Origin of the sequence: Janthinobacterium sp. BJB426, from assembly GCF_002735705.1 — a bacterium.
Lineage (GTDB): Bacteria > Pseudomonadota > Gammaproteobacteria > Burkholderiales > Burkholderiaceae_D > Janthinobacterium.
Genome location: NZ_PDZL01000005.1, coordinates 113,181 through 138,023 on the forward strand (window position 1 = coordinate 113,181; position 24,843 = coordinate 138,023).

Sequence of the window (24,843 nt, forward strand, 5' to 3'; positions counted from 1 at the left end):
CAGCAGGTTTGGTCAGGCGCCGGGGAAGTTCGGGAAGTAGGTGCCCATGACCCATGTGAGGGCGCCGCAAAATACCACTGCCAGGAACAGGGCGATGAGCAGTTTGCCAAACTTGGGAATGCCGTCGTCTTGCGTCTTTTGGTCGTTCGACATGAAAACTCTCCGCAGGCTGTTGGAGAGCGTAGTATAGCCACAATATTGAAGAATATTCCATACTTTGCCGCCTACCTGCGGCTTTCCTTTCGCGGCCCATGGACAGCATCGACCTTGAAGTTCTGAAAACCAGCGCCGCCTGGCTCGCCGCCGGCCACCGCTGCGAACTCGTCACCGTCATCAAGACCTGGGGTTCCAGCCCCCGCCCCGTGGGCGCCACCCTGGCCATCTGCGACGATGGCACGGTAGTCGGTTCCGTCTCCGGCGGCTGCATCGAAGATGATTTGATCGACACCGTGCGCGTGCACGGCATCGTGCGCACACAGCCCGACATCGTCAGCTACGGCATCAGCGCCGACGAGGCGCACCGCTTCGGCCTGCCCTGCGGCGGCACCATCGAGCTGGCCATCGAGCCGCTGCATGCTGACAGCCGCGTGGCCGAACTGCTGGCGCGCCTGGAAGCGCATGAACTGGTCGAACGCCGCCTCGACCTGCACAGCGGCGCCGTCACCCTGCAGCGCGCCACGCCGGGCGCCGTGCTGGCCCTGGAAAACGGCGTACTCACCACGCAACATGGCCCGCGCTGGCGCTTGCTGATCATCGGCGCCAGCCAATTGTCGCGCTTCGTGGCGCAGATCGCCACGGCCATGGATTACCACGTCATCGTCTGCGACCCGCGCGAGGAATACCGGGGCGGCTGGAACGTGCCGGGCGTGCCCCTGCTGCACGCCATGCCGGACGACCTCGTGCTGGAATTAAAGCTCGACAGCCGCAGCGCCGTCGTCGCCCTCACGCACGATCCCAAGCTCGACGACCTGGCCCTGATGGAAGCATTGAAATCGCCCGCGTTTTACGTGGGCGCCATCGGCTCGCGCGCGAACAACGCCAAGCGCCGCGAACGGCTGCTGCAGTTCGACGTCAGCGCGGAACAGCTGGCGCGCCTGCATGGCCCCATCGGCCTGTACATCGGCAGCAAAACGCCGGCCGAAATCGCCATTTCCATCCTGGCCGAACTGACGGCCGTGAAAAATGGCGTGCCCGACGCCCTGCAGATCCAGCACGCGGCGGCCCTGAGCCCGCCCACTACCGACATCTGCGCGCGCTAAGGCACAAAGCAAGAAACGCGGTGCGCCCGCATCGCTCCCCTGATACCGTCCCTGACTTTGGCCCCCCACCATGACCCTGCTGCACTGGATTCTCCCCCTGCCCGCCGGCTACCGCCGCGACGACGTCATCGCCTTCCACAGCCGCGACGGGGAAGCCGTGGCCGAACAAGTCACGCCGACTGGCCTGCGCAAGGGCATCCTGCTGCAAGGCGTGCCGGTCGTGCTGGATGTGGCCTTCACGGACGCTGCCGCCATCTGCCGCGCCGAGATCGATGGCGATGGCGTTTGCGACCTTGAAACACCGCTGCACAGTGCCCTGCTCAATATCCTCGGCCTGCGCATCGATCCGCAGCCGTTTGCGCAATTGGCCGCCGGCGACCCGCTGCTGGCGCCTTTGGTCCGCGTCAATCCGGGCTTGCGCATCGTGCAATCGGCCAGCCCCTTCGAGGCCCTGACCTGGGCCATCATCGGCCAGCAGATCAACCTGCCGTTCGCCATCGCCCTGCGCCGCACTTTCATCTTGCAGGCAGGGCACCGGCATGGCAGCGGCTTGTGGTGCTACCCGGAGGCGCGCGACGTGGCGCGGCTATCCGTCGAGGACTTGACCAGCCGCAAATTCTCGCGCGCCAAGGCGGAAACCGTGCTGCGCCTGGCACATCTCGTCAATGACGGGGAACTGTCGCTGGAGCTGCCGCCCTCCGGCGACGTGGCGGCGATGTCGCAGGCGCTGCTGGCCGTGAAGGGCATCGGTCCGTGGACCGTCAACTACGCGCTGCTGCGCGGCTACGGCTATGCCGACTGCTCGCTGCATGGCGACGTGGCCATCCGCGCCGCCCTGCAAAAACTGCTCGGCGAAGAGGTCAAACCGGACATGGCGCGCACGGAACAGTGGCTGCGCCAGTACGCGCCGCACCGCACCATGGCGGCCGCCCACCTGTGGGCCAGCCTGCACGCGCCGGAAAAAAATATTTTGCCTGTCGGGGAATAAACGGCAGGCGACAGGCGTCTATCCCTTGCAAGCCCTCAAAACCTCAAGGAGACCATCATGCGCTTTACTACTTTTGCCGCCACCGCCCTTTTCACCGCCTTGTCCGCCCCGCTGGCTTTCGCCGCCGACGTCATGCCCGCCAACGGCATGCTGGTCAACGCCAGCGGCATGACTGTGTACGTGTTTGACAAGGATGTCGCCGACAGCGGCAAGAGCGCCTGCAGCGGCGGCTGCCTGGTGGCCTGGCCCGCCGTCATCGCCACCGAAGCGGCTCCCGACGCCCCGTATGGCAGCATCAAGCGCGACGACAACGGCGCCATGCAGCTGACCTACAAGGGCAAGCCCCTGTATTTGTACAAGGAAGACAAGAAACCGGGCGACGTGGCTGGCGACAATTTCAAGAACGTGTGGCACGTCGTCAAGCCTTAAGCTCACTATCCCGTCGCCACGATGACCACGCAAGAGGACAGCCGCCAGCTGCAAGCGTGCCTGCCCGGCCTGCGCCGCTATGCGCGCGCGCTGGCGGGCGCCGCGCACGCGGACGACCTGGTGCAGGACACCGTGGAGCGGGCCTGGCGCAAATTCGACCAGTGGCAACGGGGCGGCGAGATGCGGCCCTGGCTGTTTTCCATCATGCATAACCTGCACGTGGACCAGTTGCGCCGCCCCGGCCTGGCGCTGCAGGAGCTCGACGACGACACCCTCCTGCCCGCGCCGGAGCGCGCGCCGGGGCAAGCCATCGCCATCGGCGAAATGGATGCGGCGCTGGCCCGTTTACCGCTGGGGCAGCGCGAAGTCATCCTGCTTGTCGCGCTCGAGCAGATGCCGTACGAGCAGGTGGCGTCCACCCTGGGCATCCCTGTCGGCACCGTCATGTCGAGGTTGTCGCGCGGGCGCGAGCGGCTGCGCGAACTGCTCGACGGCCGCCCCGCCGGCAGCCATGGCGCCCCCACCCTGAAAGTCGTGAAATGACAACGCAAGCCATCAGCGAAGCGCAATTGCACGCCCTGGCCGACGGCGTCCTGCCCGAGACGCAGCGCGCGGCCATCGACACCCACCTGCGCGCGCACCCCGAGGATGCCGCCAGGGTGGATGCGTGGCGCGAACAGAACCGGCAATTGCGCGCCCTGTTCGACCCCGTGCTGTACGAAGCCGTGCCGCCGACGCTGCGGCAGGCGGCATCGCCACCGGCCGCGAACGGCGCCTGGCAGCGGCACGCCATGCAGGCGGCAGCGGCCGTCGTGCTGGTGATCGCCGGCGGCGCGGGCGGCTGGCTGCTGCGCGGCGATGGCGGCGATGCCGGTGCCCTGCGGACCGCCAGCGCCAGCCCGATCTCCCTGGCGCGCAGCGCCGCCATCGCCCATGCCGTCTACACGCCCGAAGTGCGCCACCCCGTCGAGGTGGGCGCGGAACAGGAAGCGCACCTGGTGCAATGGCTGTCGAAACGCCTGGGCACGAAATTGCAGCCGCCCGTACTGTCGCCGCTCGGCTATCACTTGATCGGCGGGCGATTGCTGCCCGGCGATGGCGACGGCCCTGTGGCGCAATTCATGTATGAAGATGACGCTGGCAAGCGCCTGACCCTGTACGTGGCGAAAGAGCGGGTGGGCAGGCAGGAAACGGCCTTCCGCTATACGCAGGAAAAGGAGTTGAGCGTGTTTTACTGGATCGACGGCCAGCTCGGTTATGCCCTCTCGGCGGGCCTGCCCAAGCAGGAACTGGGCAAGATCGCCGACGCCGTGTACGCGCAGCTGGGGCAGCCGCGTTAAGTGGCGCTTGCAGTCCGCTGCCGTGCGCGTGATCCGGCCACGTGGATGACGCCAGCCAGCAAGCCCACTACGACACCAAACACCGCCACGCCCGTCCAGCCGAAACGCTGCATCAGCCAGCCGCTGACCGCCACGCCGACGGCGCCGCCGATGAAGGTCGCCGTCATGTACAGGCTGTTGATGCGGCCCTGGGCGGCCGGATCGACGGCAAAGGCGCGCGTCTGGTTGGCCACCAGGGCAGCCTGCACGCCGATATCGAGCACGATGACGCCGATCACCAGCAAGACCAGCGACGAGGCGGCACCCGCCAGCAGCAAGTAGGACAAGGTCACGATGGCGATGCTCAAGCCGATGACCGTGCGCGAACCGAGTCTGTCGGTGGCCCTGCCGCCCAGCGTGGCGGCCAGCGCGCCAGCCGCGCCGATGATGCCGAAGGCGCCGGCCCAGGCGCTGCCCAAATGCCATGGGCCGTTGGCCAGCAGCGACGCCAGGTTGACCCAGAACGCATTGAAGCACGCCCACAACAGCGCCTGGATCAGCATAGCTTCGCGCAGCGGGCGATGCTCGCGCGCCAATGGCCATAACGACGCCAGCAAGCCAAGGTAGGAAAGCTGGCTAGTCGGTCTCCCGCGTGGCAGCAAGGCCGCCGCCGCGATCCAGACGGGCACCATGAACGCCGCTTCCATCGCGTACACGGCGCGCCAGCCCCAGGCCTCGCCCACCACGCCGGCCACCGTGCGTCCCAGCAGGATGCCGACCATGATGCCGCTGACCACCGTCCCGACGGAACGGCCACGCTCGCCGGGCGGCGACATGCTCGCGGCGAGCGGCACCAGTTGCTGCGGCACGCAGCTGACGATGCCCAGGCCAAACGAGGCTCCGATCAGCGGCCAGATGCCCGGTGCCAGCGCCGCCGCCAGGGCGCAAGCGAAGGCCAGCGCGATCTGCCCCAGCACCAGGGTGCGCCGGTCGACGCGGTCGCCCAGCGGCAGGAGCAGGGCCAGCCCCGTGGCAAAGCCCAGCAGCGCCGCGCCGGCGACCAGGTTGACAGCCGCCAGGTCGACGCCCAGGCCGGACTGGATCAAGGGCAGGATAGGCTGGGTGCAATAGATGTTGGTGATGACCGCACCGGCGATCACGGCCATTATGAGTATCTTGCCGCGCGGCGCGGATGCCACGGTGGGTGCATCGGGCGGGGGTGTGGGCATGGGGCGCATGGCGCTGTCCTTTCAAGTTGCCGCGGCAACATGCCGCAGCGAAGGAGACCAGCTTACGTACTTGCACCGATAAAGAGAATCCCATAAGATTGAGAATCATTCTTCCAAAATTCGATAGGTTCACATGAGAACACGCCGTGGATAGGCTGGAATCCATGTCCATCTTGCTGGCGGTGGTGGACGCAGGCAGCCTGTCGGCTGCCGCGCGCCATCTCTCCATGCCGCTGGCCACCGTCAGCCGCAAGGTGGCGGCGCTGGAAGCGCACCTCAACACGCGGCTGCTGCACCGCACGACGCGCCAGTTGTCGCTGACGGAGGCCGGTCTATCCTACGTGACCGCGTGCCGCCGCATCCTCGAAGAGATCGGCGAAGCGGAGCGTATTGCGACGGGCGAATATGCGGCGCCGAAAGGCGAGCTGACGATCACGGCGCCCGTCATGTTCGGACGCCTGCACATCGTGCCCGTGGTGGCGGCGTTCCTGGCCCGCTATCCGGACATCGAGATCAGGCTGGTGCTGACCGACCGCGTCCTGCACCTGATGGACGAGCAGGTCGACGTGGCCGTGCGCATCGGCGACCTGCCCGACAGCAGCTTCATGGCGACGCGGGTCGGCACCGTGCGCCGGGTCGTCTGCGCCAGTCCCGGCTACCTGGCAGCGCATGGCACACCAGCTGCGCCGGGCGACCTGGCAGCCCATGCCTGCATCAGCTTCGAGGTGCTGGAATCGCGGCGCGCCTGGGTCTTCGGCACGGGCAAGGCTGCGCAGTCCGTGTCCGTGCATTCGCGCCTGGCCGTCAATACGGTGGACGCGGCAATCGCCGCCGCCACCCTGGACGCGGGCGTGATCCGCGTACTGTCGTACCAGGTCATGGACGCCCTGCGCGACGACAGGCTGCGCATCGTGCTCGCACCGTTCGAAGCGGCGCCCTTGCCCGTCAGCCTGCTGCACAAGGGACAAGCGCCGCTGCCGTTGAAATTGCGCGCCTTCCTCGATTTCGTCACGCCGCTGTTGCGCGCCGTGGCACTGGACGTCAGCCCAGCGCGCGCCTGAGTTCCGCATAGGCCTCGACCAGCCGCTCCTTCGAATAGCCGCGATTGAGACCACTCGGATTGGGCAGTATCCACACGCGCGCACCGCCGAAGCGCTCCGGCTGCTCGCCCCACTCCAGCTGGCGTTTTCCCGTCATCGCCGCGTAGGCGGCCTTGCCCAGGAAGGCAATCCACTGCGGCTGCGCCAATGCCAGTTTGTGCTGCAGGCTCGCCGCCGCTTGCGCGAATTCATCCGCTCCCACCTGGTCCGCGCGGCTGGTCGGGCGCCCGACGGCCGCCGTCAAACCGAGCCCGAAACCGAGCACGCTGGCATCGTCCTGCGGTGCCACCAGATGCGGCGTGAAGCCGGCCAGGTGCAGCACGGGCCAGAAGCGGTTGCCGCGTCCGAGAAAATGGTGGCCGGCGGCCGCCGCGTCCACGCCGGGATTGAGGCCGCAAAATACCACCTGCAAGCCGGGAGCGAGGATGTCGGGCAAACCCGGCGCCGTTGTGATGTATGTCATGGAAAACTCCGATATCAGAAGCCGCAGTATGCCACCGGCCATATCTCCTGCAGCGCAGGGCGGCTGGTGCTACCATCCCATACTGATGAGCTAATCCGTTTGGCGGATGGCCGTCGCGCTGTCCCGCACCATCCCCCACCGAGGAATACACATGACGACCCTGACCATCAATGGCAAGCAGCACGACCTTGCACTGCCTGAAGACACGCCCCTGCTGTGGGCCCTGCGCGACGAACTGGGCATGACCGGCACCAAATTCGGCTGCGGCATGGCCCTGTGCGGCGCCTGCACCGTGCACCTCGATGGCGAAGCCATCCGCTCCTGCGTAACGCCGGTCTCGGCCGCCGCTGGCAAGAAGATCACCACCATCGAAGCGGTGGGCGAAGACAAGGTTGGCTTTGCGCTGCAGCAAGCGTGGCAGGAACACGGCGTGCCACAATGCGGCTACTGTCAGGCCGGGCAAATCATGTCGGCCACGGCCCTGCTGCACAAGACGCCAAAACCGAACGACCAGCAGATCCGCGAAGCGATGAGCGGCAATATCTGCCGCTGCGGCACCTACACGCGCATCCATGCGGCCATCAAGCAGGCCTCGGCCAGCATCAACGCAAAAGGAGCGGCCAAATGAGCATCCATGACACTGCCGCCGCACATTCGCCCGCGCGGCGCAACTGGCTCAAGGCCGCCGGCGCGCTGGCCGGTTTGACCCTGGTGGCCGGCCCTTCGGGCCTCGTGATGGCGGCCGACGCCGTCAAATACGGCGGCGACAGCATGGCTGGCGGCGTGGTCGACGACACCCTGGTCTTCCTGTCGATCGGCGCCGACGGCATCGTCACCATCGTGGCGCACCGCTCCGAAATGGGCCAGGGCATCCGCACCAGCCTGCCCATGGTGGCAGCCGACGAACTGGGCGCCGACTGGGCGCAGGTGCGCGTGCAGCAGGCGCCCGCCGATGAAGCGCGCTACGGCAGCCAGGATACGGACGGCTCGCGCAGCATGCGCCACTCGTTCCGCGCCATGCGCCACGTGGGCGCCACGGCGCGCCTGATGCTGGAAACGGCGGCCGCCGTGCGCTGGGACGTGCCCGTGACGGAAGTCAGAGCCGTCAACCACGCTGTTGTGCATGCGGCCAGCGGACGCTCGCTGTCGTTCGGCGCGCTGGCCGAGGAAGCGGCCAAATTGCCGGTGCCGCCGCGCGCGCGCATCAGCCTGAAAACGGCGGACGAGCTGCGCTACATCGGACAAACGAGCACGCGCGGCATCGACTTGCACGACATCGTCACCGGCAATACCCACTTCGGCATCGACACGCGCCTCGATGGCATGACGTATGCCGTCATCGCCCGTCCGCCCGTCTTTGGCGGCAAGCTGAAAAGCGTGGACAAGACCGCGGCCCTGAAGGTGCCGGGCGTGCTGCGCATCGTCGAACTGGCGGGTAGCCCGCCGCCGGCCATGTTCAATCCGCTGGGCGGCGTGGCCGTCATCGCGACAAACACCTGGGCCGCCATCAAGGGCCGCGAAGCGCTGGTACTGGAATGGGACGACGGCCCGAACGGCGATTACGACTCGAAGGCATTCCGCAAGACGCTGGAAGCGGCCGTGCGCCAGCCCGCCAACCCGGCGCGCGACCAGGGCAAGACGGTGGCGACGCTGGCCGCCGCTCCCGCCGCGCGCAAGCTCAGTGCCGAATACTATCTGCCCCACCTGGCCCACGCCACCATGGAGCCGCCCGCCGCCACCGTACGCATCGCCAACGGCAAGGCCGAAGTGTGGGCCTGCGTACAGGCGCCGCAGGCGACGCGCAGCAACGTGGCCAAGGCCCTGGGCCTGGCGTATGACGACGTGACCGTGCACGTGACCCTGCTCGGTGGCGGCTTCGGACGCAAATCGAAACCCGATTTCGCCGTCGAGGCGGCGCTACTGTCGAAAGCCACGGATGGCGCGCCCGTCAAGCTGACGTGGACGCGCGACGACGACCTGCAGCACGACTACCTGCACACGGTCTCCGTCGAACGGCTGGAAGCGTCGCTGGACGCGAAAGGCATGCCGACGGCCTGGCTGCACCGCACGGCCGCGCCCACCATCACCTCGACCTTTGCCGCCGGCGCGAACAAGCAGGCGCCGTTCGAGCTGGGCATGTCGGCCATCAACGTGCCGTTCGCCATCGCGAACATCCGCGTCGAGGTGCCCGAAGTGCCGGCCCACACGCGCATCGGCTGGTTCCGTTCCGTGTCGAACATCCCGCACGCGTTTGCCATCCAGTCGTTCACGGCCGAACTGGCCCATGCGGCAAAGAAAGACCACCGCGACTACCTGCTGGCGCTCTTGGGCCCCGCGCGCAAGATCAATCCGGCCGACCTGTCCGACGGCTGGAACTATGGCGAAGACCCGGCAAAGTATCCAGTCGATATCGGCCGCATGCGCCACGTGATCGAGCTGGCGACAGCCAAGGCGGGCTGGGGCCGCAAACTGCCCAAGGGACGGGGACTGGGTCTGGCCGTGTCCTACAGTTTCGTCACCTATGTGGCGGCCGTGATCGAGGTGGAAATCAATGCGGCCGGCGAAGTCATCGTGCCGAGGGTCGATATCGCCATGGATTGCGGACCGCAGATCAACCCGGACCGCGTGCGCTCGCAGATCGAGGGCGCCTGCATCATGGGCCTGTCGCTGGCCATGAGCGGCGAGATCAGTTTCAAGAATGGCCGGGTCGAGCAAAGCAATTTCCACGACTACGCCGTGCTGCGCGCCGCCGATGCGCCGCGCGTGATCCACACGCACCTGGTGCCGGGCACCCTGGACATGGAGCTGGGCGGCGTGGGCGAGCCGGCCACGCCACCCATCGCGCCCGCCCTGTGCAACGCCATCTTCGCCGCCACGGGCAAGCGCATCCGCGCCCTGCCCGTGGGCATGCAGCTGGCGAAGAAAGGCTAGGAGCGCCGCGCAACGAAGAACTGCAGCAGCAACGCCGCGGCTGCCACGGCTGCGGCGCCGGCCGCCAGCAGCCACATGGACCAGTCCAGCAGGAGCAGCAAGCCACCCATGGCGGCGCCGATGGCGCTGCCCAGGTACAGCGCCGATTCGTTGAGGGCGATGGCCAGGTTGCCGTCGCCCTGCCGCGCGCGCACGGCCAGCAACCGCTGGTTTTGCGGCACTTGCAGGGCCCAGCCAGCCGCGCCCCACAGCACGATCGGCGCCAGCATCAGCCAGGCCGACCAGCCGGCCGCCAGCGGCAGCGCGCACAAGGCCAGCGCCAGCAGCAGCAAGATGCAGCAGGTCAGTTTCGGCGCCGCCACCTTGTCCGCCCAAGGCCCGACCAGCACGCTGCCAACGATTCCCCCCACGCCCCACGCCCACAGGAAAGGCGTGACGGACATCGCCGCGCCGTGCGCCGACCACGCCAGCAGCGGCGCGATAAACGTGTACATGCCCAGGCTGGCGATGGCCGCCAGCAGCGACACGAGCAAGATGGACAGCACCTGCCCATCGGCCAGCAAGGCCAGCTTGCGGCGCAGCGACGTGGCCGGCGCCGCCGGCAGCGCGGGCAGTTTCCACAGCAAGCCCGCCAGCGCCAGCCCACCCAGAAGAGTCACCAGCCACAGGGCCGCCGTCCAGCCCAGCTGCTGCGCCAGCAGCAAACTCAATGGCACACCCAGCACCGTGCCGCCCGCCATGCCGCCCATGATCACGCCGATGGCCTTGCCCCGCTGCTGCTGCGCCGACACGCCCGCCGCCGCCGCGATGCCCAGCGCCAGATACACGCCAGCACCGATGCCGGCGATGCCCCGCCACGCCAGCAGACTGCTGAAACCGGGCGCCAGCGCGCTGGCTGCATTCGCCAGCACGAACACGCCCAGGGCGAGCAAGAGGCCGGAGCGCTGCGCGCGCGCCGGCAGCAAGGCCACGGCAAGCGGCGAGCCGAGGCCATAGGCCAGGGTAAACGCCGTCACCAGTTGCGCGGCCATCGCCAGGGAGATGGAAAACGCGTCGGCGATCATCGGCATCAAGCCCGCCGTCACATACGACGCCATGCCCAGCGCGAACGCGCCAATGGCGATCAGGTAGACGGTGGCGGGAAGAGCGGTACGGGAGAAAGAATAGTCAGACATGGGCCAGCTTTCAGAAAGAAAGCAGGCATTCTGGAATACAATATAAACAATTACAATTTAACTGTTTATGCTATTACTGATAGCAACAGACTCACCGGAAAGACAGCACCATGCGCACTTTGGCCCGCACCCGCCACGAACTGGCCGCCTACCTGCAGGCGCGCCGCGCACGCCTGTCGCCCGAGGAGGTGGGCTTGCCCGGCGGCGGGCGACGCAGGACGCCCGGCTTGCGCCGCGAAGAAGTGGCGGCGCTGGCTGGCGTGGGGCTGACCTGGTACACCTGGCTGGAGCAGGGGCGCGACATCGGCGTCTCGAGCGCCTTTCTCGACAAGCTGGCCGAAGTGCTGAAACTGGACGGGGGCGAACGCCGCCACCTGTTCCTGCTCGCACATGCGCGTCCGCCAGCCGAAGAAGGCAAGACGTTTTGCGTGGTGCCCCCGCCGGTGCGTCGCCTGATGCACGAGCTGGCGCATCCGGCCTATGTGCTCAATCTGCGCTGGGACGTGCTGGCTTTCAATGCGGGCGCGGACACCCTGTTTGGCTTCGGCGCGCATGTGCCATCGCGGCGCAATCTGCTGTGGCTCTTGTTTACCGACCCGCTGCTGCGATCACGCTTCACGGCCTGGGAAGAGCAGGCGCCGCTGATGCTGTCGAGCTTTCGCCGCGACTACGCGCGCGCCACGCAGGAAGCGGACATCCACGCGCTGGTGCAGGAACTGGAAAAAGTCTCGCCCGAATTCAAGCTGTGGTGGCGCCGCCACGACGTGCATGCGCCATGCGCCGGCGTGCGCCGCCTGAGCATCGACGGCGAGCAAGTCGCGTACGAGCACACCTCGCTGACCATCGATGCGGACCGCCATTTGCGGCTGGTCGTGTATGCGCGCCAGATGGAATAGGAAATCTCCCCGCACAACGAAAAAACCGCTGGCCCTCTTGCGAGGAACCAGCGGCTTCGAATTGGTTGCGGGGACAGGATTTGAACCTGTGACCTTCGGGTTATGAGCCCGACGAGCTGCCAGACTGCTCCACCCCGCACTCGAATTATATACCAGATTGTTGCGCGGCGTAAAGGGCATGATTTGACAATTGCACGTGTGCCCCGTCTGCCGGAGTTTTCCGCTGGCCAGCAATGGAAAAAACCGCTGATCTTTTGCAAGAATCAGCGGCTTTCCGGTATTGGTTGCGGGGACAGGATTTGAACCTGTGACCTTCGGGTTATGAGCCCGACGAGCTGCCAGACTGCTCCACCCCGCACAAGAATTATAAGGGCAAACGGGTGGCTTAGGCAATAGCTATCTCAAATTCAACCGTAATAGACCAATCTAATGAATGCGCGGGCGAGAGGATCGCCGGCCCAGCGTGCCTGCGCAGCTCGCCACGGGGTGCGCAATCGGTGTACAGTAAGCGTTACACCAGACACCCATTTTCCGAAGCCTGCCCATGAAATTCTGCTCCGAATGCGCCCATCCTGTCAGCCTGTCCATTCCGGAAGGCGACAACCGTCCGCGCTATGTCTGCGCCAACTGCGACGCCATCCATTACCAGAACCCGAAAATGGTGGTCGGCTCCATCCCCGTGTGGGAAGAAGATGGCCAGCTGCAGGTCTTGCTGTGCAAGCGCGCCATCGAGCCGCGCCTCGGTTACTGGACCCTGCCGGCCGGTTTCATGGAAAACGATGAAACGACGTCGGACGCGGCCGAGCGCGAAACGGTAGAGGAAGCGGGCGCGAATATCGAACTGGGACCCCTGTTTTCACTGCTCAACGTGCAGCGCGTGCACCAGGTGCACCTGTTCTACCTGGCGCGTTTGCGCGACCTCGATTTCGCGCCCGGCATCGAAAGCCTGGACGTGCAGCTGTTTACGGAAGCACAGATTCCCTGGGAGGACCTGGCCTTCCCCACCATCCGCGCCACCCTGGAACTGTTCTTTGCCGACCGCGTGAAAATCCGCGAAGGCGGCAGCTACGGCGTGCATACGGGCGACATCACGCGTCCGATGGCGCGCACGGATGCCGAGCAAGCCCCCGAATAAGTCCCCTCACCTGCCACCTTTGACGCCGCATGATTCCCTGGCTCGACACCCATACCCCGTTCCCCGACGTCTCGCGCGCCCTGACCGACGAGGCGCCCGGCCTGCTGGCGGCCGGCGCCGACCTGTCGCCCGCGCGCCTGCTTGACGCCTACCGGCGCGGCATCTTCCCCTGGTTTTCCGAAGGCCAGCCTATTTTGTGGTGGAGCACCGACCCGCGCATGGTGCTGATGACGGAGCATTTCAAAGTGTCCGACAGCTTGGCCAAGGCGATCCGCAAGGTCGAGCGCAGCGCCGCCACGGACGGACGCTGGCAGCTGCGCTTCGACGGCGATTTCGACGCCGTCATGCGCGCCTGCGCAGCGCCGCGCAAGGATGGCCCGGGCACCTGGATTTCCGACGAAATCATCGCCGGCTACACGGGCTTGCACAAGCTGGGCTATGCACACTCGTCGGAACTGTGGCTCGATGGAGAACTGGTCGGCGGCGCGTATGGCGTGTCGATCGGGCGCATGTTCTATGGCGAATCGATGTTCGCGCGCGTGACGGATGGCTCGAAGATCGCGCTGGCGCAGCTGGTGCGCTTTTTGAAGGCGCGCGGCGTGACCATGATTGACTGTCAGCAAGAAACAAGGCACCTGGCCTCGCTGGGCGCAGCGCCCATTTCGCGCGCGCGCTTCCTCGCCCATGTGAGGATCGCCATTGAAGCAGCGCAAATCACGGATTGGCAGGCTGCGCCACCGGCATAAAAAAGCTATGATATCTCTACGCAGACTTCCATTGCCGCGGACAGACCAGACAGGATCAGCATGACGCACCTGAACGAACTACCGTTTGCCACCCTGCAGTTCTACACGACGGCGCCCTACCCGTGCAGCTACCTGGACGACCGCCAGGCCCGCTCGCAGGTGGCCACGCCTTCGCACCTGATCAACAGCGACGTGTATTCGGAACTGGTGCGCAACGGCTTTCGCCGCAGCGGCATTTTTACCTACCGCCCGTATTGCGACGGCTGCCAGGCCTGCATTCCCGTGCGCGTCGTGACGGGCGAGTTCACGCCCAACCGCAACCAGCGCCGCGCCTGGAGCCGGCATGCCGACCTGCAGGCGGGCGTGGCCACCCTGTCCTTCCTCGACGAGCACTACGAACTGTACCTGCGCTACCAGAGCACGCGCCATGCGGGCGGCGGCATGGACCAGGACAGCCGCGACCAGTATGCGCAATTCCTGCTGCAAAGCCGGGTCAACACGCGCCTGGTGGAGTTCCGCGATGCCGAAGGCATCCTGCGCATGGTCAGCATCATCGACGTGCTGGCCGATGGCCTGTCATCCGTCTACACTTTTTTTGACCCCGACGTGCCGGGCGCCTCGTACGGCACCTACAACGTGCTGTGGCAAATCGCCCAGGCGCGCGAACTGGGCCTGCCCTACATCTACCTCGGTTACTGGATCGAGCAAAGCCCGAAGATGGCGTATAAAATCAACTTCAAGCCGCTGGAAGCGCGCATCAAGGGGCAGTGGGTCGTGATGTAAAAAAAGGGGCTTGCGCCCCTTTTTCATTGCCTACTTGCTCTTGTCCGGAAACGCCGGACGCTTGGGTCGCGCGGGAGCGTTCTTCGCCAGTTCGGCCTGGATCACCTCGATCGCCTTTTCCAGCTGCGGATCGCGGCCGGCGATGACGTCGGCCGGCGTTTGCTCGACTTCGATATCGGGCGGCACGCCTTCGTTTTCCACGCCCCAGCCGTTTTCGCGCGTCCAGAACGCCAGGTTGGGCGCCGTGATGAAGCCGCCATCCATCAGCACGGGGAAACCGAGGACGCCCACCAGGCCGCCCCAGGTGGCCTTGCCGATCAGCGGGCCCATGTTATTTTTGCGGAACATCCACGGCAGCAGGTCGCCGCCCGAACCGGCCGTCTCGTCGATCAGCATGGCGCGCGGGCCCTGGATCGACGCGGACGGCGTCTTCATGTCAGCGCCATAGCGCATGGTCCACCAGGCGATTTCCTTCTTCTGCAGGATCTCGATGTAGTAATCGGCCACGCTGCCGCCGCCATTGAAACGCTCGTCGACGATGATGGCCTGCTTGTCCGCCTGCGGGAAGAAGTAGCGCTTGAAGTAAGTGTGGCCCAGGCCCGCCGTATTCGGCACGTACACGTACGCCACCTTGCCGCCGGTCGCCGCGTTGACCTTGCGCATATTGCCTTCGATCCAGTCGCGGTTGCGCAAGGCATCCTCGGTCGGGACGGGCACGACGGTGATCGTGCGCGCGCCCTTGCCGTCGGCCGAGGGACCGACTGTCAGATCGATGGCCTTGCCCGCCGTGTTTTCAAAGGCGCTGTACAAGTTGGTGGGTGGCGCCACCGGGCGGCTGTCGACGGCCAGCAGGTATTCGCCCGCCTTGACGTTCAGGCCAGGCTCCGTCAGCGGCGCGCGCAGGGCCGGATTCCAGTTCAAGCCGCCATACACTTTCTTGAAGCGATAATGACCGTCGCTCACGTCATAGTCGGCGCCCAAGAGTCCACCCGGCACTTTCTTCGCCTCGATAAAATCGTCGCCGCCGCCGCCGCGATGGTGGCCCACGGCCAGTTCGCTGCACATCCACTGGATCAGGCGATTCAGGTCCGCGCGGCTCGACAGCTCGGGCAGGAACACGGCGTACTTGTCGCGCATGGCCTTCCAGTCCACGCCATGCATGCCCGGATCATAGAAGTAATCGCGGTTGATGCGCCACACCTCGTTGAAAATCTGCGTCCACTCGGCGCGCGGATCGGCTTTTACTTCAATGGCGTCGACCTTGATCTTGCCTTCGCCCGGCGCCAGCAGCTTGCCCGTGGCAGAGCCCATGGCCCAGTTATCCTTCTGGCGGTACAGCAGCTTCTTGCCATCGGCCGACACTTCGAAGTCGTCCGCTTCGGCCACCACGGTTTCCGCCTTGCGCTCCTTCAGATCGAAGCGCTGCACGGCCTTCTTGCCATCGCTTTCGCGCAGCAAAAAGATCTGCCCCGCAGCGCCAGCAGTCAGATTGGAGAACTGCGCGGCCGGCAGCGGCAGGTCGACGATGCGCGTGGCGATGCCATCGAAATCGATGTGGATCGGCGCCACGGGCGCCACGACTACTTTCGGGTCGTCGCGGCCCGTCTTCGGATCGATCTTCGCTTCGCTCTTCGGCTCCGCCTCCGCCTTCGCCGTGTCCTTCTTGCTCTCCGCGCTGGCGGCCTTTTCCTCGTCGCTTTCCTTGATCAGCGGCGACGGCAGGTCGCGCCGCAGCACGGCCATCCACACGGTGCGCGTCACCAGGTTGTCTTCATTCTGCTGCGAGAACCAGTTGTTGCTGGGGCCAGCATTGGTGGACGCAAAGAAGTACAGGTATTTGCCGCTCTTGTCGAACACGGGCTGGGCCACGTCGGACAGACCATCGGTCACGGGCATCGACTTGTTCTGCTCGACGGAATAGATATAGGCGCTGCGCGTGTAGGTGGGCGAATTGAGCGTGTAGGCCAGCCAGCGCGAATCGGGCGCCCACGAGGCGCGCATGCTCTTGTCGACGCCATACATCGGCTCCGTGGCCACTTTCTGCACCTTGCCCGTGCCGACGTCGATCACGTACATGCTCCAGCCATTGTCGGCAAACGCGATCTTCCTGCTGTCGGGCGACCAGACGGCGTTGTCATAGAAGCCACTGCCATTCAGCTTGAACTTTTTCACGGCACCCTTGCCATCCTGCGCCCGCACATGCAGTTCATATTCTCCCGACTCGTCCGAGAAATACGCGACCGAGCGGCCATCTGGCGACCAGATGGGCGTGCGCTCGTGGGCGCCGGCCGTCTGCGTCAGGTTGCGCACGTCGCCCTTGTCGGCGGGGATGGTGACGATCTCGCCCCGGTACTCGAAGGCGATGCGCGCGCCCGAGGGCGAAATCGAGGCGTCGCGGATGTATTTCGCGTTCTTGACCCAGCGGGGCCGCGTTTGCCCCAGGTCGCTGGCCACGCCGATGGCCAGCTTGTGCGCCTGGCCGCTGGCGATGTCAAACGCGTGCAGGTAGCCCGCCTGCTCGTAGACGATGGTGCCGTTCGCGGCCGACGCGTTCAGCACGGGGAAATCCGCATGCTGCGTCAGCTGGCGCACGGCTTTCGTCTTCACGTCATACGCAAACAGGTTGAATTCGCCATTGCGGTCGGAGCGGAAGTAGACGGTGTCGCCCAGCCACATCGGATCGACGTCGTTCGAGCGCGTCGTCGGCTGGGGGATTTTTTCAATCGACTTGTCGCTGGACGAAAACAGCCACAGCCAGGAATTGGTGCCGCCACGGTAGCGCTTCCACTGCTTGAAGGCAGGCGCCAGCGGGTTGTACGCAATGTGCTTGCCATCGGGCGAATACGTGGCGCGCGAGGCGTTCGGGATTTCCAGCTGCGTTTCCACGCCGCCCGCCACCGGCACCGTAAACAGCTTCTGGAAGCGGTTGTTGAAAGCGGCACGCGGTGAGGTGAACATCACGGCCTGGCCATCGGGCGTGAACGATTGCGCCAGATCAACACCTGGGTGGAAAGTCAGGCGACGCGGCACGCCGCCGGCGGCCGCGATCACATACACGTCGACATTGCCGTCGATGTTGGCGCTATACGCGATCTGGCTGCCGTCGGGCGAGAACACCGGGTTGGACTTGTCGCCCAGGTCGGACGTCAGGCGCCGCGCGCCGCCGCCATCGAGGTTGGACAGCCACAAATCGCCCGCATAGATGAAGGCGATGTGACGGCTGGAGACGGCCGGTTCGCTCAGCATGCGGGTATCTTGCGTATTCGGCAGTGCCAGGGCCGGGTGGCTCAGCAACAGTGCGCTGGCGGCCGCGATGGCGGTCAGGATGCGTGTCTTTTTCAATCGATGTCTCGCTTATGAAGTCAACAGAACAGAGAAGAAACAGGAAAGTCCAAGGCCGGATGCGGATTATCAATGGATCAATATTGCATTTGGCCAACAAGAACTATACACCCGGCAGCCGCGTGGAACACGGTAAAATACGGCACTTATTTCGCGCGCCGCCAGCCCTTCCCGGCGGCCCGCACACCTACTCAAAGCGCCCCATGTCTGAAAAATTCCTGTACTCCCTCGCCCGCCCCTTGCTGTTTTCGATGGATGCCGAAGCGGCCCACCATCTCACCCTGCCCGCCCTGAAACGCGCCAGCGCGCTGGGCCTGACGAAGCTGGCCGGCAAACCGGCGGCGGACCCACGCACGGTGATGGGCATCACCTTCCCGAACCCTGTCGGCCTGGCCGCCGGCCTGGACAAGGATGGCGCCTACATCGACGCGCTGGCCGACCTGGGCTTTGGTTCCATCGAAGTGGGTACCGTCACGCCGCGCGCGCAGGCGGGCAATCCGAAACCGCGCATGTTCCGCCTGCCGCAAGCGCAGGGCATCATCAACCGAATGGGTTTCAATAATGGCGGCGTCGACGCCTTTGTCGCCAATGTGCAGGCATCGAAGTTTTACCAGAACCGCGCCGGCGTGCTGGGCCTGAACATCGGCAAGAACGCCGACACGCCGATCGAACGGGCGGCCGACGACTACCTGCTGTGCCTGGAGAAAGTCTACCCCTACGCCAGCTATGTGACGGTGAACATCTCGTCGCCGAACACCAAGAATCTGCGCCAGCTGCAGGGCGCGTCGGAACTCGACGCCCTGCTGTCGCAGCTCAAGGAAGCCCAGGCACGCCTGGCGGACAAGCACAAACGCTACGTGCCGCTGGCCCTGAAAATCGCGCCGGACATGGATGGCGAACAGGTAAAAAGCATCGCCGAGTCGCTCACGCGCCACAAGATTGACGGCGTCATCGCCACCAACACGACCCTGTCGCGCAGCGCCGTGGAAGGCATGCCGCACGGCGCGGAAGCGGGCGGCCTGTCGGGCGCGCCCGTGTTCGAACTGTCGAACAATGTCATCCGTCTGCTGAAGGCGGAACTGGGCGACGCACTGCCCATCATCGGCGTGGGCGGCATCATGCAGGGCAGCGATGCCGTGGCCAAGTTCGAGGCGGGCGCGCAGCTGGTGCAGTTGTACAGCGGCCTGATTTACGCCGGTCCCGCGCTGATCAAGGATTGCGCGCGCGCGCTGCGCGGCAAACAGGCGAAATGATAGCCAGGGTCAAGCTGGGTTCCAGCAATCTGGAAGTGAGCCGGATCTGCCTGGGCACGATGACCTTCGGCGAACAGAATAGCGAAGCCGAAGCGCACAGCCAGCTCGATTACGCGCTGGAGCGGGGCATCAACTTCATCGACACGGCCGAGATGTATCCGGTGATGGCCAGCGCGCAGACGCAGGGCAGCACGGAGCGCTACCTCGGCAGCTGGCTCAGGAAAAGCGGCAAGCGCAGCCAGATCGTGCTGGCCAGCAAGGTGGCGGGGCCGAATTCGCGCATGCACTGGATACGCAAGGGCAAGACGGATCACGACGCGGTCAACATCCGCGCCGCCGTCGAAGACAGTTTGCGCCGGCTGCAGACGGAGCACATTGACCTGTATCAATTGCACTGGCCCAGCCGCAACCTGCCCATCTTCGGCGCCAGCGTGTACAACCCGCGCAAGGAGCACGCGTCGGTCGCCATCGAAGACACCTTGGCCGTGCTGGGCAAGCTGGTCGAGGAAGGCAAGATCGGCCACATCGGCGTGTCGAACGAATCGTCGTGGGGCGTATGCGAATACATCAAGCAGGCGCAGCTGAAAGGCTTGCCGCGCATCGTATCCATCCAGAACCTGTACAACCTGACGGCGCGCCATTTCGAGACGAGCCTGCTCGACGAAACCTGCCACCGGGAAAATGTGGGCTTGCTCGCCTACAGCCCGCTGGCGTTCGGCCAGCTGACGGCGAAGTACCTCGACGATCCGCAGGCCAAGGGCCGCCTGACGCGCTTCCCGGCCGGCTGGAGTCCCCGCTACGTGCGCCCCGCTACCATCGCGGCCGCCGGCCAGTATGCGGCGCTGGCCCGCGCGCACGGCTTGACGCCGGCGCAACTGGCGCTGGCCTGGTGCTACTCGCGCTGGTTCGTGGCCTCGACCATCATCGGCGCCACCAGCGTGGCGCAGCTGCAGCAAAATATCGACGCGCATCAAGTCACGCTGTCGCCGGAACTGGTGGCGGCCGTCGACGCCATCCACGCCAGCGCTCCCAATCCGGGACAGTAAACTCCCTCCGTCTGGCGGTGCATGTCGCCGCCAGACTCCCCACTCTCATCCAGATAGTCGTATTTATGCAACAGCTGGCAATTTACTGCTGTGCAGCATTGCGGCCTTGCCATGCCCGGTCGTATGCTGGAAACGAGGCCATATGCGCTACCCGCGCCATTCGGACGCGTATCAGACATTTATTGCATATCGATAGACAGAACGATTCGTAAGCATGCCACAGGCCCACTGTTACTCTGATGTCATCACCGGACCGCCCTGGTTCGCGCATTCACTAACCGAAGAGATATTGTCGATGAGTTCAAGCACCGCCCGCTCCCAGATTCCCGCCCTGCCCGTGAAAACCGTTATTGCAGCCAGCCTGATCGCCTGCTTCAGCCTGCCCATGCAAGCGCAAGCGCAGCAAGAGCTGCCGGCCGAAGGTGAATTGCAATCGGTGGTGGTCACCGGCACCTTCGCCAAGAACCGCCGCACCATCGATTCCGAGTCGCCGATCGACATCCTCACCTCGCGCGACCTGCAAAGCACGGGTTCGGCCGAACTGGCCACCGTGCTGGCGCGCCTGCTGCCATCGATGAACTTCCCCCGTCCGACGGGTGCCGATGGCAGCGATGCCGTGCGCCCTGCCCAGCTGCGCGGCCTGTCGCCCGACCAGACGCTGGTACTGGTGAACGGCAAGCGCCGCTACACCTCGGCCGTCGTCAACGTCAACGGTACCCTGGGCCGCGGCTCGGCGCCGGTCGACCTGAACGCCATTCCCCTGGCCGCCATCGACCATGTGGAAGTGCTGCGCGATGGCGCGGCGGCCCAGTATGGCTCCGATGCGATTGCCGGCGTAATCAACATCATCCTGAAAAAAGGTGCGGCCGGTGGCGACATCGAAGTGGGCTATGGCCAGACGCAGGAACGCGACGGCAAGCAAAAATCCATCAAGGGTTCGGCCGGCTTCGCCCTGGGCGACGATGGCTGGGTGCGCGTCTCGGCAGAAGTGGCCGATCGCGGTCCGACCAACCGTGCCGGCCGCGATTTCAGCAACCCGCTGGAACCGCGCTATGGCCAGGTCAACCTGCGCTACGGCGATGCCGAGAGCAAGCCGGCCACCGTCTTCATCAACAGCGAATACCATCTCGGCGACAACCTGGACTGGTATGCCTTCGGCGGCTACGGCCAGCGCGACACCTCGGCCGGCGCCACTTGGCGCGCAGGCCTGGTGAAGAATGAAAAAGGGGACTACATCACGCGCTCGTCGATCTTTCCCGAAGGCTTCTTGCCAATCCAGAACAGCACCCTGACCGACCAGTCGCTGGTGACCGGCTTGCGCGGCGAAGCGGCCGGCTGGCGCTGGGATGCCAGCCTGAACTACGGCAGCAACAAGTTCAAGCTGGATCTCGACAATACCGTCAATTTCGACCTGGCCGCCGCCAGCCCCACGCACTTCTATGTGGGCTCCCTGAAAAATGAACAGACCGTCCTGAATCTCGACGCGGCGCGCGAATTCCCCGTCGCTTACTTTACGGGGCCGCTGACTGTGGCCGTGGGCGCCGAAGCGCGCCATGAAAAATACACGATCGGCGCTGGCGAGAAAGCATCGTATACCGGTACCGGTTCGCAGGGCTTTGCCGGCTTCCGTCCCGAAAACGCGGGTAGCCACAGCCGCCACAATGAATCGATCTACGTCAACCTGGAAGCGGAAGCGACGAAAAAACTGTCCGGTGGCGTGGCTCTGCGCCATGAGCGCTACAGCGATTTCGGCAGCACCACCTCGGCCAAGGGTTCGGCCCGCTATGCCTTCACGGACGCCCTGTCCCTGCGCGGCACCGTGTCGAGCGGCTTCCGCGCGCCATCGCTGGCGCAGCAGTACTACACCATCACCACCACCAACTTCCAGGTCATCAATGGCACGAATACGGCCATCGAAACGGGTACCTTTGCCGTCAACACGCCACAGGCACGCGCCCTGGGTGCACAAGACCTGAAGGCGGAGAAAGCGCGCAACTACAGCCTGGGCCTGCAGTTCCAGCCCATCCGCAACTTCACGACGACGATCGACGCCTACCGCATCGACATCGATGACCGCATCCTGTTTTCCTCCAATCTGATACTCAGCACTACTTTGAAAAACATCCTGGCCGCGCAGGGCACGCCAGTGGGCGCGGGACGCTATTTCACCAACGCCGTCGATACGCGCACGGAAGGCGTCGACATCGTCAGCACCTACCGCATCGACTTGCAGGACAAGGATCGCCTGGACCTCACCGTGGCCTACAACCACAACAAGACCTCGGTGCAGAAAGTGGCGGACAATCCGGCCATCCTGACGGCCAACAACCTGAAACTGATCGACCGCCAGACCATCCAGCGCGCCACCGTCGGTTCGCCGAAAGACAAGTTCAGCCTGGCTGCCGACTACAGCTTCGGCATCTGGAATGCGCACGGCGTCGTAACGCGCTACGGCAGCTTCATCGTGCCGCAAAACAATGCCCTGCAAGACCAGCACTACGATCCGCAATGGGTGCTGGACGTGTCCGGTTCCGTAAAACTGGGCAAGAACTGGCGCCTGGTGGCCGGTATCGACAACGTCACCAACCGTTATCCTGACCAGATCACCAGCGTGGGTAACCTCAACAATGGCGGCACCCAGCCGTACAGCGGCTTCGCGCCGAACGGCTTCAACGGCCGCTACTACTACGCCAAGGCTGGCTATAGCTGGTAAGCGCAACGGCAGCACATGAAAAGGGAGGCCTCGCGCCTCCCTTTCTTATTTGCCGCTCATTATTGATCAAGGATGGCGCACGGCGTGCTTTCAAGCCTGCAATCGGCTACCATGGGTTTTACTCTTCTTGATGACGGATCACCATGCCCAGCTGGCACCTGGCCGACGCCGCAGAACTGGCGGCGCGCCACCCTTACACCTTTTATAAATCGCCGCCCGAGGCCATCGCCCAGGTGCGTCCCGGCGACGTGGTCAAGCTGATCTTCGCCTTCCACAGCGACGATCCGCAGGCGCCGGGCGCCGAGCGCATGTGGGTGCTGGTCGATACGGTCGAACCGCATGGCCGCTTCACCGGCAAGCTCGACAACATGCCCGGCTACATCGCCGATTTGCAGGCCAAGGCCCCCATCGCCTTCGAGGCCCGCCACATCATCAATACCCAGCACGACGATGACGATAACCTCGTCAACCGCTACGCGGGCCTGTGCTTCGTCACAAAACGCGTGCTGGAAGACGGCGCGCCCGTCGGTTATCTGTACCGAGAGGAACCGGATAACGGCGACGACAGCGGCTGGCGCTTCACGGCCAACGATGAAAGCGACGACTACATCAACGACAGCGCCAACGTGGCCCTCGTATCGCTGGGGGCCGTGCTCAGCGTGGACGACCGTTTTATCCGGCTGCTGGATGCTCCCGCCGGCGCAGCCTATGCCTTCGACCATACCACGCAACAATTCGTGGCGGTTGAGGAATGACAAGCGATGAACTGAAAGATTTTTGTGCGGCGCAGCCCGGCGCGCAAGCCGTGCTGTACGGTGCGCCGTCGAACATCCTCGTGTATGCAGTGGCGGGGAAAAAATTTGCGTATTTCAAGACCAGCGCACCGGAACAGTGGCGCTTCAGCCTGCGGGTCAACGCCGGGCGCTTTGTCGAATTGACGGACATGCCGGGCGTGAAACCGGCCCGCTACATGGGCCGCTTTCACTGGGTGACAATCGTCGATGTTGCGCGCTTCCCGGCCGATTACCTGGCGGAACTGGTACAGGACAGCTACGCGCGCGCCGTGGCCAGCCTGACGCGCGCGCAACAGGCAGCCATCGCCTAGAGCGCTTCCTCTCCCGCCATGGCGCGGTCGATGTCTTCGCGCGTCAGGTCAGGCGCCAGCTGCAGGATGAACTCGTAGGCATAGGCACGCAGGTAGGCACCGCGACGCACGGCCAGGCGCGTCGTGTTGGTGGCGAACAGGTGCGACGCTTCCACGGCCCGCAGGCCCTTGTCGCGGCCATGGTCGAAGGCCATCGAAGCAACAATACCCACGCCCAGGCCCAGCGCCACGTATTGCTTGATGACGTCGGAATCCATGGCCGTGAGGATGATGTCGGTCGCCACGCCCGCCTTGGCGAACGCGTCGTCGATATGGCCGCGCCCCGTGAAACCCTTGTCGTAGGTAATCAGCGGATATTTCGCCAGGTCTTCCAGGCGGATGGGCGAGTGTTCGAGCAGCGGATGGCCGTCCGGCACGACGATCAAATGGCTCCAGCGGTAGCACGGGAACGACACGAGGTCGGGGAACTGGCTCAAGCCTTCCGTGGCGATGCCGATGTCGGTCTTGCCGGACAGCACCCATTCCGCGATGTGCTCGGGTGCGCTTTGTTGTAGCGCAATACGCACGTCGGGGTAAGCGGCGCGGAAACTTTGCACCACTTTCGGCAGCGCATAGCGCGCCTGCGTGTGCGTGGCCGCCACGGACAAGGTGCCGCTGGTCTGGCCGCTGTATTCGAGGCTGGCCTGCTGCAGGTTTTCCGCCTCGATCAGCAGGCGGTCGACGATCTTCAGGATGCCCTTGCCCGGCTCCGTCAAGCCCGTCAATCGCTTGCCGTTGCGCTCGAAAATCACCACGCCCAGCTCGTCCTCGAGTTCGCGGATTTGCCGGCTCACGCCCGGCTGCGACGTGAACAGGGCGTTGGCCACTTCCGTCAGGTTATAGCCGCGGCGGGCCGCTTCGCGGATCGAGCGCAGTTGTTGAAAATTCATGG

At 65.0% G+C, this 24,843-nt stretch carries 23 protein-coding genes and 2 tRNA genes; 17 read left to right on the top strand and 8 right to left on the bottom strand.

Features of this window, described 5'->3' with window-relative positions:
* Positions 1-12: 12 nt before the first annotated feature.
* Positions 13-153, bottom strand: a complete 141-nt coding sequence (locus tag CSQ93_RS29185; protein WP_162995759.1) for a hypothetical protein — start codon at positions 151-153, stop codon at positions 13-15.
* A 98-nt stretch (positions 154-251) separates the two neighbouring features.
* On the opposite strand from CSQ93_RS29185, the gene CSQ93_RS10445 reads away from it, so the two are divergent.
* The 5 genes from CSQ93_RS10445 (at position 252) to CSQ93_RS10465 (ending at position 4,016) form a co-directional block, all read left to right on the top strand.
* Positions 252-1,259 (top strand): XdhC family protein, encoded by a 1,008-nt coding sequence (locus CSQ93_RS10445; RefSeq protein WP_099377987.1) that lies wholly within the window; start codon positions 252-254, stop codon positions 1,257-1,259.
* Positions 1,260-1,329: 70 nt separating this feature from the next.
* A complete protein-coding gene (locus CSQ93_RS10450; RefSeq protein ID WP_099377988.1) occupies positions 1,330-2,247 on the top strand; it encodes a DNA-3-methyladenine glycosylase family protein in 918 nt (305 codons plus the stop codon).
* A 57-nt stretch (positions 2,248-2,304) separates the two neighbouring features.
* Positions 2,305-2,676: a COG4315 family predicted lipoprotein gene (locus CSQ93_RS10455; protein WP_099377989.1), complete on the top strand. Its 372-nt coding sequence runs from the start codon at positions 2,305-2,307 to the stop codon at positions 2,674-2,676.
* Between the two features lie 21 nt (positions 2,677-2,697).
* On the top strand, positions 2,698-3,219 hold the full coding sequence (locus CSQ93_RS10460; protein WP_099377990.1) for an RNA polymerase sigma factor: 522 nt from the start codon (positions 2,698-2,700) through the stop codon (positions 3,217-3,219).
* A complete protein-coding gene (locus CSQ93_RS10465) occupies positions 3,216-4,016 on the top strand; it encodes an anti-sigma factor family protein (protein WP_099377991.1) in 801 nt (266 codons plus the stop codon). The genes CSQ93_RS10460 and CSQ93_RS10465 overlap by 4 nt, the downstream gene beginning before the upstream one ends.
* Here the strand turns inward: CSQ93_RS10465 and CSQ93_RS10470 are convergent.
* Positions 4,013-5,224 carry an MFS transporter gene (locus tag CSQ93_RS10470; protein ID WP_442778310.1) on the bottom strand — a complete coding sequence of 404 codons (1,212 nt, stop codon included), beginning with the start codon at positions 5,222-5,224 and terminating at the stop codon, positions 4,013-4,015. The two genes, CSQ93_RS10465 and CSQ93_RS10470, sit on opposite strands and share 4 nt — an antisense overlap.
* 164 nt (positions 5,225-5,388) lie before the next feature.
* Here CSQ93_RS10470 and CSQ93_RS10475 point away from each other — a divergent pair, with 164 nt between their 5' ends.
* On the top strand, positions 5,389-6,285 hold the full coding sequence (locus CSQ93_RS10475) for a LysR family transcriptional regulator (protein ID WP_099377993.1): 897 nt from the start codon (positions 5,389-5,391) through the stop codon (positions 6,283-6,285).
* On the opposite strand, the gene mug is transcribed toward CSQ93_RS10475, so the two are convergent.
* Entirely contained in the window at positions 6,266-6,787 is a 522-nt protein-coding gene (gene mug, locus CSQ93_RS10480; RefSeq protein ID WP_099378182.1) for a G/U mismatch-specific DNA glycosylase, read from the bottom strand. The genes CSQ93_RS10475 and mug overlap by 20 nt on opposite strands.
* A gap of 151 nt (positions 6,788-6,938) precedes the next feature.
* On the opposite strand from mug, the gene CSQ93_RS10485 reads away from it, so the two are divergent.
* Positions 6,939-7,415: a (2Fe-2S)-binding protein gene (locus CSQ93_RS10485; RefSeq protein ID WP_099377994.1), complete on the top strand. Its 477-nt coding sequence runs from the start codon at positions 6,939-6,941 to the stop codon at positions 7,413-7,415.
* Complete coding sequence (locus CSQ93_RS10490; RefSeq protein ID WP_099377995.1) at positions 7,412-9,718, top strand: xanthine dehydrogenase family protein molybdopterin-binding subunit; 2,307 nt, start codon at positions 7,412-7,414, stop codon at positions 9,716-9,718. Before CSQ93_RS10485 ends, CSQ93_RS10490 begins: the two co-directional genes overlap by 4 nt.
* Here CSQ93_RS10490 and CSQ93_RS10495 read toward each other — a convergent pair.
* Positions 9,715-10,893, bottom strand: a complete 1,179-nt coding sequence (locus CSQ93_RS10495; protein WP_099377996.1) for an MFS transporter — start codon at positions 10,891-10,893, stop codon at positions 9,715-9,717. The genes CSQ93_RS10490 and CSQ93_RS10495 overlap by 4 nt on opposite strands.
* A 110-nt stretch (positions 10,894-11,003) precedes the next feature.
* Here CSQ93_RS10495 and CSQ93_RS10500 point away from each other — a divergent pair, with 110 nt between their 5' ends.
* The gene (locus CSQ93_RS10500) at positions 11,004-11,789 is read left to right on the top strand and encodes a helix-turn-helix transcriptional regulator (protein WP_099377997.1); all 786 of its coding nucleotides are present in this window, start codon (positions 11,004-11,006) and stop codon (positions 11,787-11,789) included.
* Positions 11,790-11,851: 62 nt separating this feature from the next.
* Here CSQ93_RS10500 and CSQ93_RS10505 read toward each other — a convergent pair.
* Together CSQ93_RS10505 and CSQ93_RS10510 are read right to left on the bottom strand one after the other, a co-directional pair.
* Positions 11,852-11,928 (bottom strand) — tRNA-Met (locus tag CSQ93_RS10505).
* A 142-nt stretch (positions 11,929-12,070) separates the two neighbouring features.
* Positions 12,071-12,147, bottom strand: a tRNA-Met gene (locus CSQ93_RS10510).
* A gap of 186 nt (positions 12,148-12,333) precedes the next feature.
* Here CSQ93_RS10510 and CSQ93_RS10515 point away from each other — a divergent pair.
* From CSQ93_RS10515 to CSQ93_RS10525, 3 genes are read left to right on the top strand one after another with little or no spacing between them, the layout of a single operon-like run.
* Positions 12,334-12,924 carry an NUDIX hydrolase gene (locus tag CSQ93_RS10515; protein ID WP_099377998.1) on the top strand — a complete coding sequence of 197 codons (591 nt, stop codon included), beginning with the start codon at positions 12,334-12,336 and terminating at the stop codon, positions 12,922-12,924.
* Between the two features lie 29 nt (positions 12,925-12,953).
* Complete coding sequence (gene aat, locus CSQ93_RS10520) at positions 12,954-13,670, top strand: leucyl/phenylalanyl-tRNA--protein transferase (protein ID WP_099377999.1); 717 nt, start codon at positions 12,954-12,956, stop codon at positions 13,668-13,670.
* 60 nt (positions 13,671-13,730) lie between these two features.
* Entirely contained in the window at positions 13,731-14,453 is a 723-nt protein-coding gene (locus tag CSQ93_RS10525) for an arginyltransferase (protein ID WP_099378000.1), read from the top strand.
* 30 nt (positions 14,454-14,483) lie between these two features.
* On the opposite strand, the gene CSQ93_RS10530 is transcribed toward CSQ93_RS10525, so the two are convergent.
* Positions 14,484-17,795 (bottom strand): S41 family peptidase, encoded by a 3,312-nt coding sequence (locus tag CSQ93_RS10530; protein WP_099378001.1) that lies wholly within the window; start codon positions 17,793-17,795, stop codon positions 14,484-14,486.
* A 203-nt stretch (positions 17,796-17,998) separates the two neighbouring features.
* On the opposite strand from CSQ93_RS10530, the gene CSQ93_RS10535 reads away from it, so the two are divergent.
* From CSQ93_RS10535 to CSQ93_RS10555, 5 genes are all read left to right on the top strand, one after another.
* Complete coding sequence (locus tag CSQ93_RS10535; protein WP_092711168.1) at positions 17,999-19,048, top strand: quinone-dependent dihydroorotate dehydrogenase; 1,050 nt, start codon at positions 17,999-18,001, stop codon at positions 19,046-19,048.
* Positions 19,048-20,094, top strand: a complete 1,047-nt coding sequence (locus tag CSQ93_RS10540) for an aldo/keto reductase (protein ID WP_099378183.1) — start codon at positions 19,048-19,050, stop codon at positions 20,092-20,094. Before CSQ93_RS10535 ends, CSQ93_RS10540 begins: the two co-directional genes overlap by 1 nt.
* A gap of 295 nt (positions 20,095-20,389) precedes the next feature.
* On the top strand, positions 20,390-22,807 hold the full coding sequence (locus tag CSQ93_RS10545; RefSeq protein WP_099378002.1) for a TonB-dependent receptor plug domain-containing protein: 2,418 nt from the start codon (positions 20,390-20,392) through the stop codon (positions 22,805-22,807).
* Positions 22,808-22,950: 143 nt separating this feature from the next.
* Entirely contained in the window at positions 22,951-23,562 is a 612-nt protein-coding gene (locus CSQ93_RS10550) for an immunity protein Imm33 domain-containing protein (RefSeq protein WP_099378003.1), read from the top strand.
* Positions 23,559-23,912 carry an MmcQ/YjbR family DNA-binding protein gene (locus CSQ93_RS10555; protein ID WP_099378004.1) on the top strand — a complete coding sequence of 118 codons (354 nt, stop codon included), beginning with the start codon at positions 23,559-23,561 and terminating at the stop codon, positions 23,910-23,912. The genes CSQ93_RS10550 and CSQ93_RS10555 overlap by 4 nt, the downstream gene beginning before the upstream one ends.
* Here CSQ93_RS10555 and CSQ93_RS10560 read toward each other — a convergent pair.
* Positions 23,909-24,841, bottom strand: a complete 933-nt coding sequence (locus tag CSQ93_RS10560) for a CysB family HTH-type transcriptional regulator (protein WP_099378005.1) — start codon at positions 24,839-24,841, stop codon at positions 23,909-23,911. The two genes, CSQ93_RS10555 and CSQ93_RS10560, sit on opposite strands and share 4 nt — an antisense overlap.
* Positions 24,842-24,843 lie beyond the last annotated feature (2 nt).

Excerpts from the sequence above, each read along its gene's own strand:
- CSQ93_RS10445 (WP_099377987.1), top strand. The coding sequence starts at position 252 with ATGGACAGCATCGACCTTGAAGTTCTGAAAACCAGCGCCGCCTGGCTC.
- CSQ93_RS10470 (WP_442778310.1), bottom strand. The coding sequence starts at position 5,224 with ATGCCCACACCCCCGCCCGATGCACCCACCGTGGCATCCGCGCCGCGC.
- CSQ93_RS10450 (WP_099377988.1), top strand. The coding sequence starts at position 1,330 with ATGACCCTGCTGCACTGGATTCTCCCCCTGCCCGCCGGCTACCGCCGC.
- CSQ93_RS10490 (WP_099377995.1), top strand. The coding sequence starts at position 7,412 with ATGAGCATCCATGACACTGCCGCCGCACATTCGCCCGCGCGGCGCAAC.
- CSQ93_RS10460 (WP_099377990.1), top strand. The coding sequence starts at position 2,698 with ATGACCACGCAAGAGGACAGCCGCCAGCTGCAAGCGTGCCTGCCCGGC.
- CSQ93_RS10515 (WP_099377998.1), top strand. The coding sequence starts at position 12,334 with ATGAAATTCTGCTCCGAATGCGCCCATCCTGTCAGCCTGTCCATTCCG.
- CSQ93_RS10465 (WP_099377991.1), top strand. The coding sequence starts at position 3,216 with ATGACAACGCAAGCCATCAGCGAAGCGCAATTGCACGCCCTGGCCGAC.
- CSQ93_RS10485 (WP_099377994.1), top strand. The coding sequence starts at position 6,939 with ATGACGACCCTGACCATCAATGGCAAGCAGCACGACCTTGCACTGCCT.
- CSQ93_RS10525 (WP_099378000.1), top strand. The coding sequence starts at position 13,731 with ATGACGCACCTGAACGAACTACCGTTTGCCACCCTGCAGTTCTACACG.
- CSQ93_RS10535 (WP_092711168.1), top strand. The coding sequence starts at position 17,999 with ATGTCTGAAAAATTCCTGTACTCCCTCGCCCGCCCCTTGCTGTTTTCG.
- CSQ93_RS10545 (WP_099378002.1), top strand. The coding sequence starts at position 20,390 with ATGAGTTCAAGCACCGCCCGCTCCCAGATTCCCGCCCTGCCCGTGAAA.
- CSQ93_RS29185 (WP_162995759.1), bottom strand. The coding sequence starts at position 153 with ATGTCGAACGACCAAAAGACGCAAGACGACGGCATTCCCAAGTTTGGC.
- CSQ93_RS10475 (WP_099377993.1), top strand. The coding sequence starts at position 5,389 with ATGTCCATCTTGCTGGCGGTGGTGGACGCAGGCAGCCTGTCGGCTGCC.
- CSQ93_RS10560 (WP_099378005.1), bottom strand. The coding sequence starts at position 24,841 with ATGAATTTTCAACAACTGCGCTCGATCCGCGAAGCGGCCCGCCGCGGC.
- CSQ93_RS10495 (WP_099377996.1), bottom strand. The coding sequence starts at position 10,893 with ATGTCTGACTATTCTTTCTCCCGTACCGCTCTTCCCGCCACCGTCTAC.
- mug (WP_099378182.1), bottom strand. The coding sequence starts at position 6,787 with ATGACATACATCACAACGGCGCCGGGTTTGCCCGACATCCTCGCTCCC.
- aat (WP_099377999.1), top strand. The coding sequence starts at position 12,954 with ATGATTCCCTGGCTCGACACCCATACCCCGTTCCCCGACGTCTCGCGC.
- CSQ93_RS10500 (WP_099377997.1), top strand. The coding sequence starts at position 11,004 with ATGCGCACTTTGGCCCGCACCCGCCACGAACTGGCCGCCTACCTGCAG.
- CSQ93_RS10550 (WP_099378003.1), top strand. The coding sequence starts at position 22,951 with ATGCCCAGCTGGCACCTGGCCGACGCCGCAGAACTGGCGGCGCGCCAC.
- CSQ93_RS10455 (WP_099377989.1), top strand. The coding sequence starts at position 2,305 with ATGCGCTTTACTACTTTTGCCGCCACCGCCCTTTTCACCGCCTTGTCC.
- CSQ93_RS10555 (WP_099378004.1), top strand. The coding sequence starts at position 23,559 with ATGACAAGCGATGAACTGAAAGATTTTTGTGCGGCGCAGCCCGGCGCG.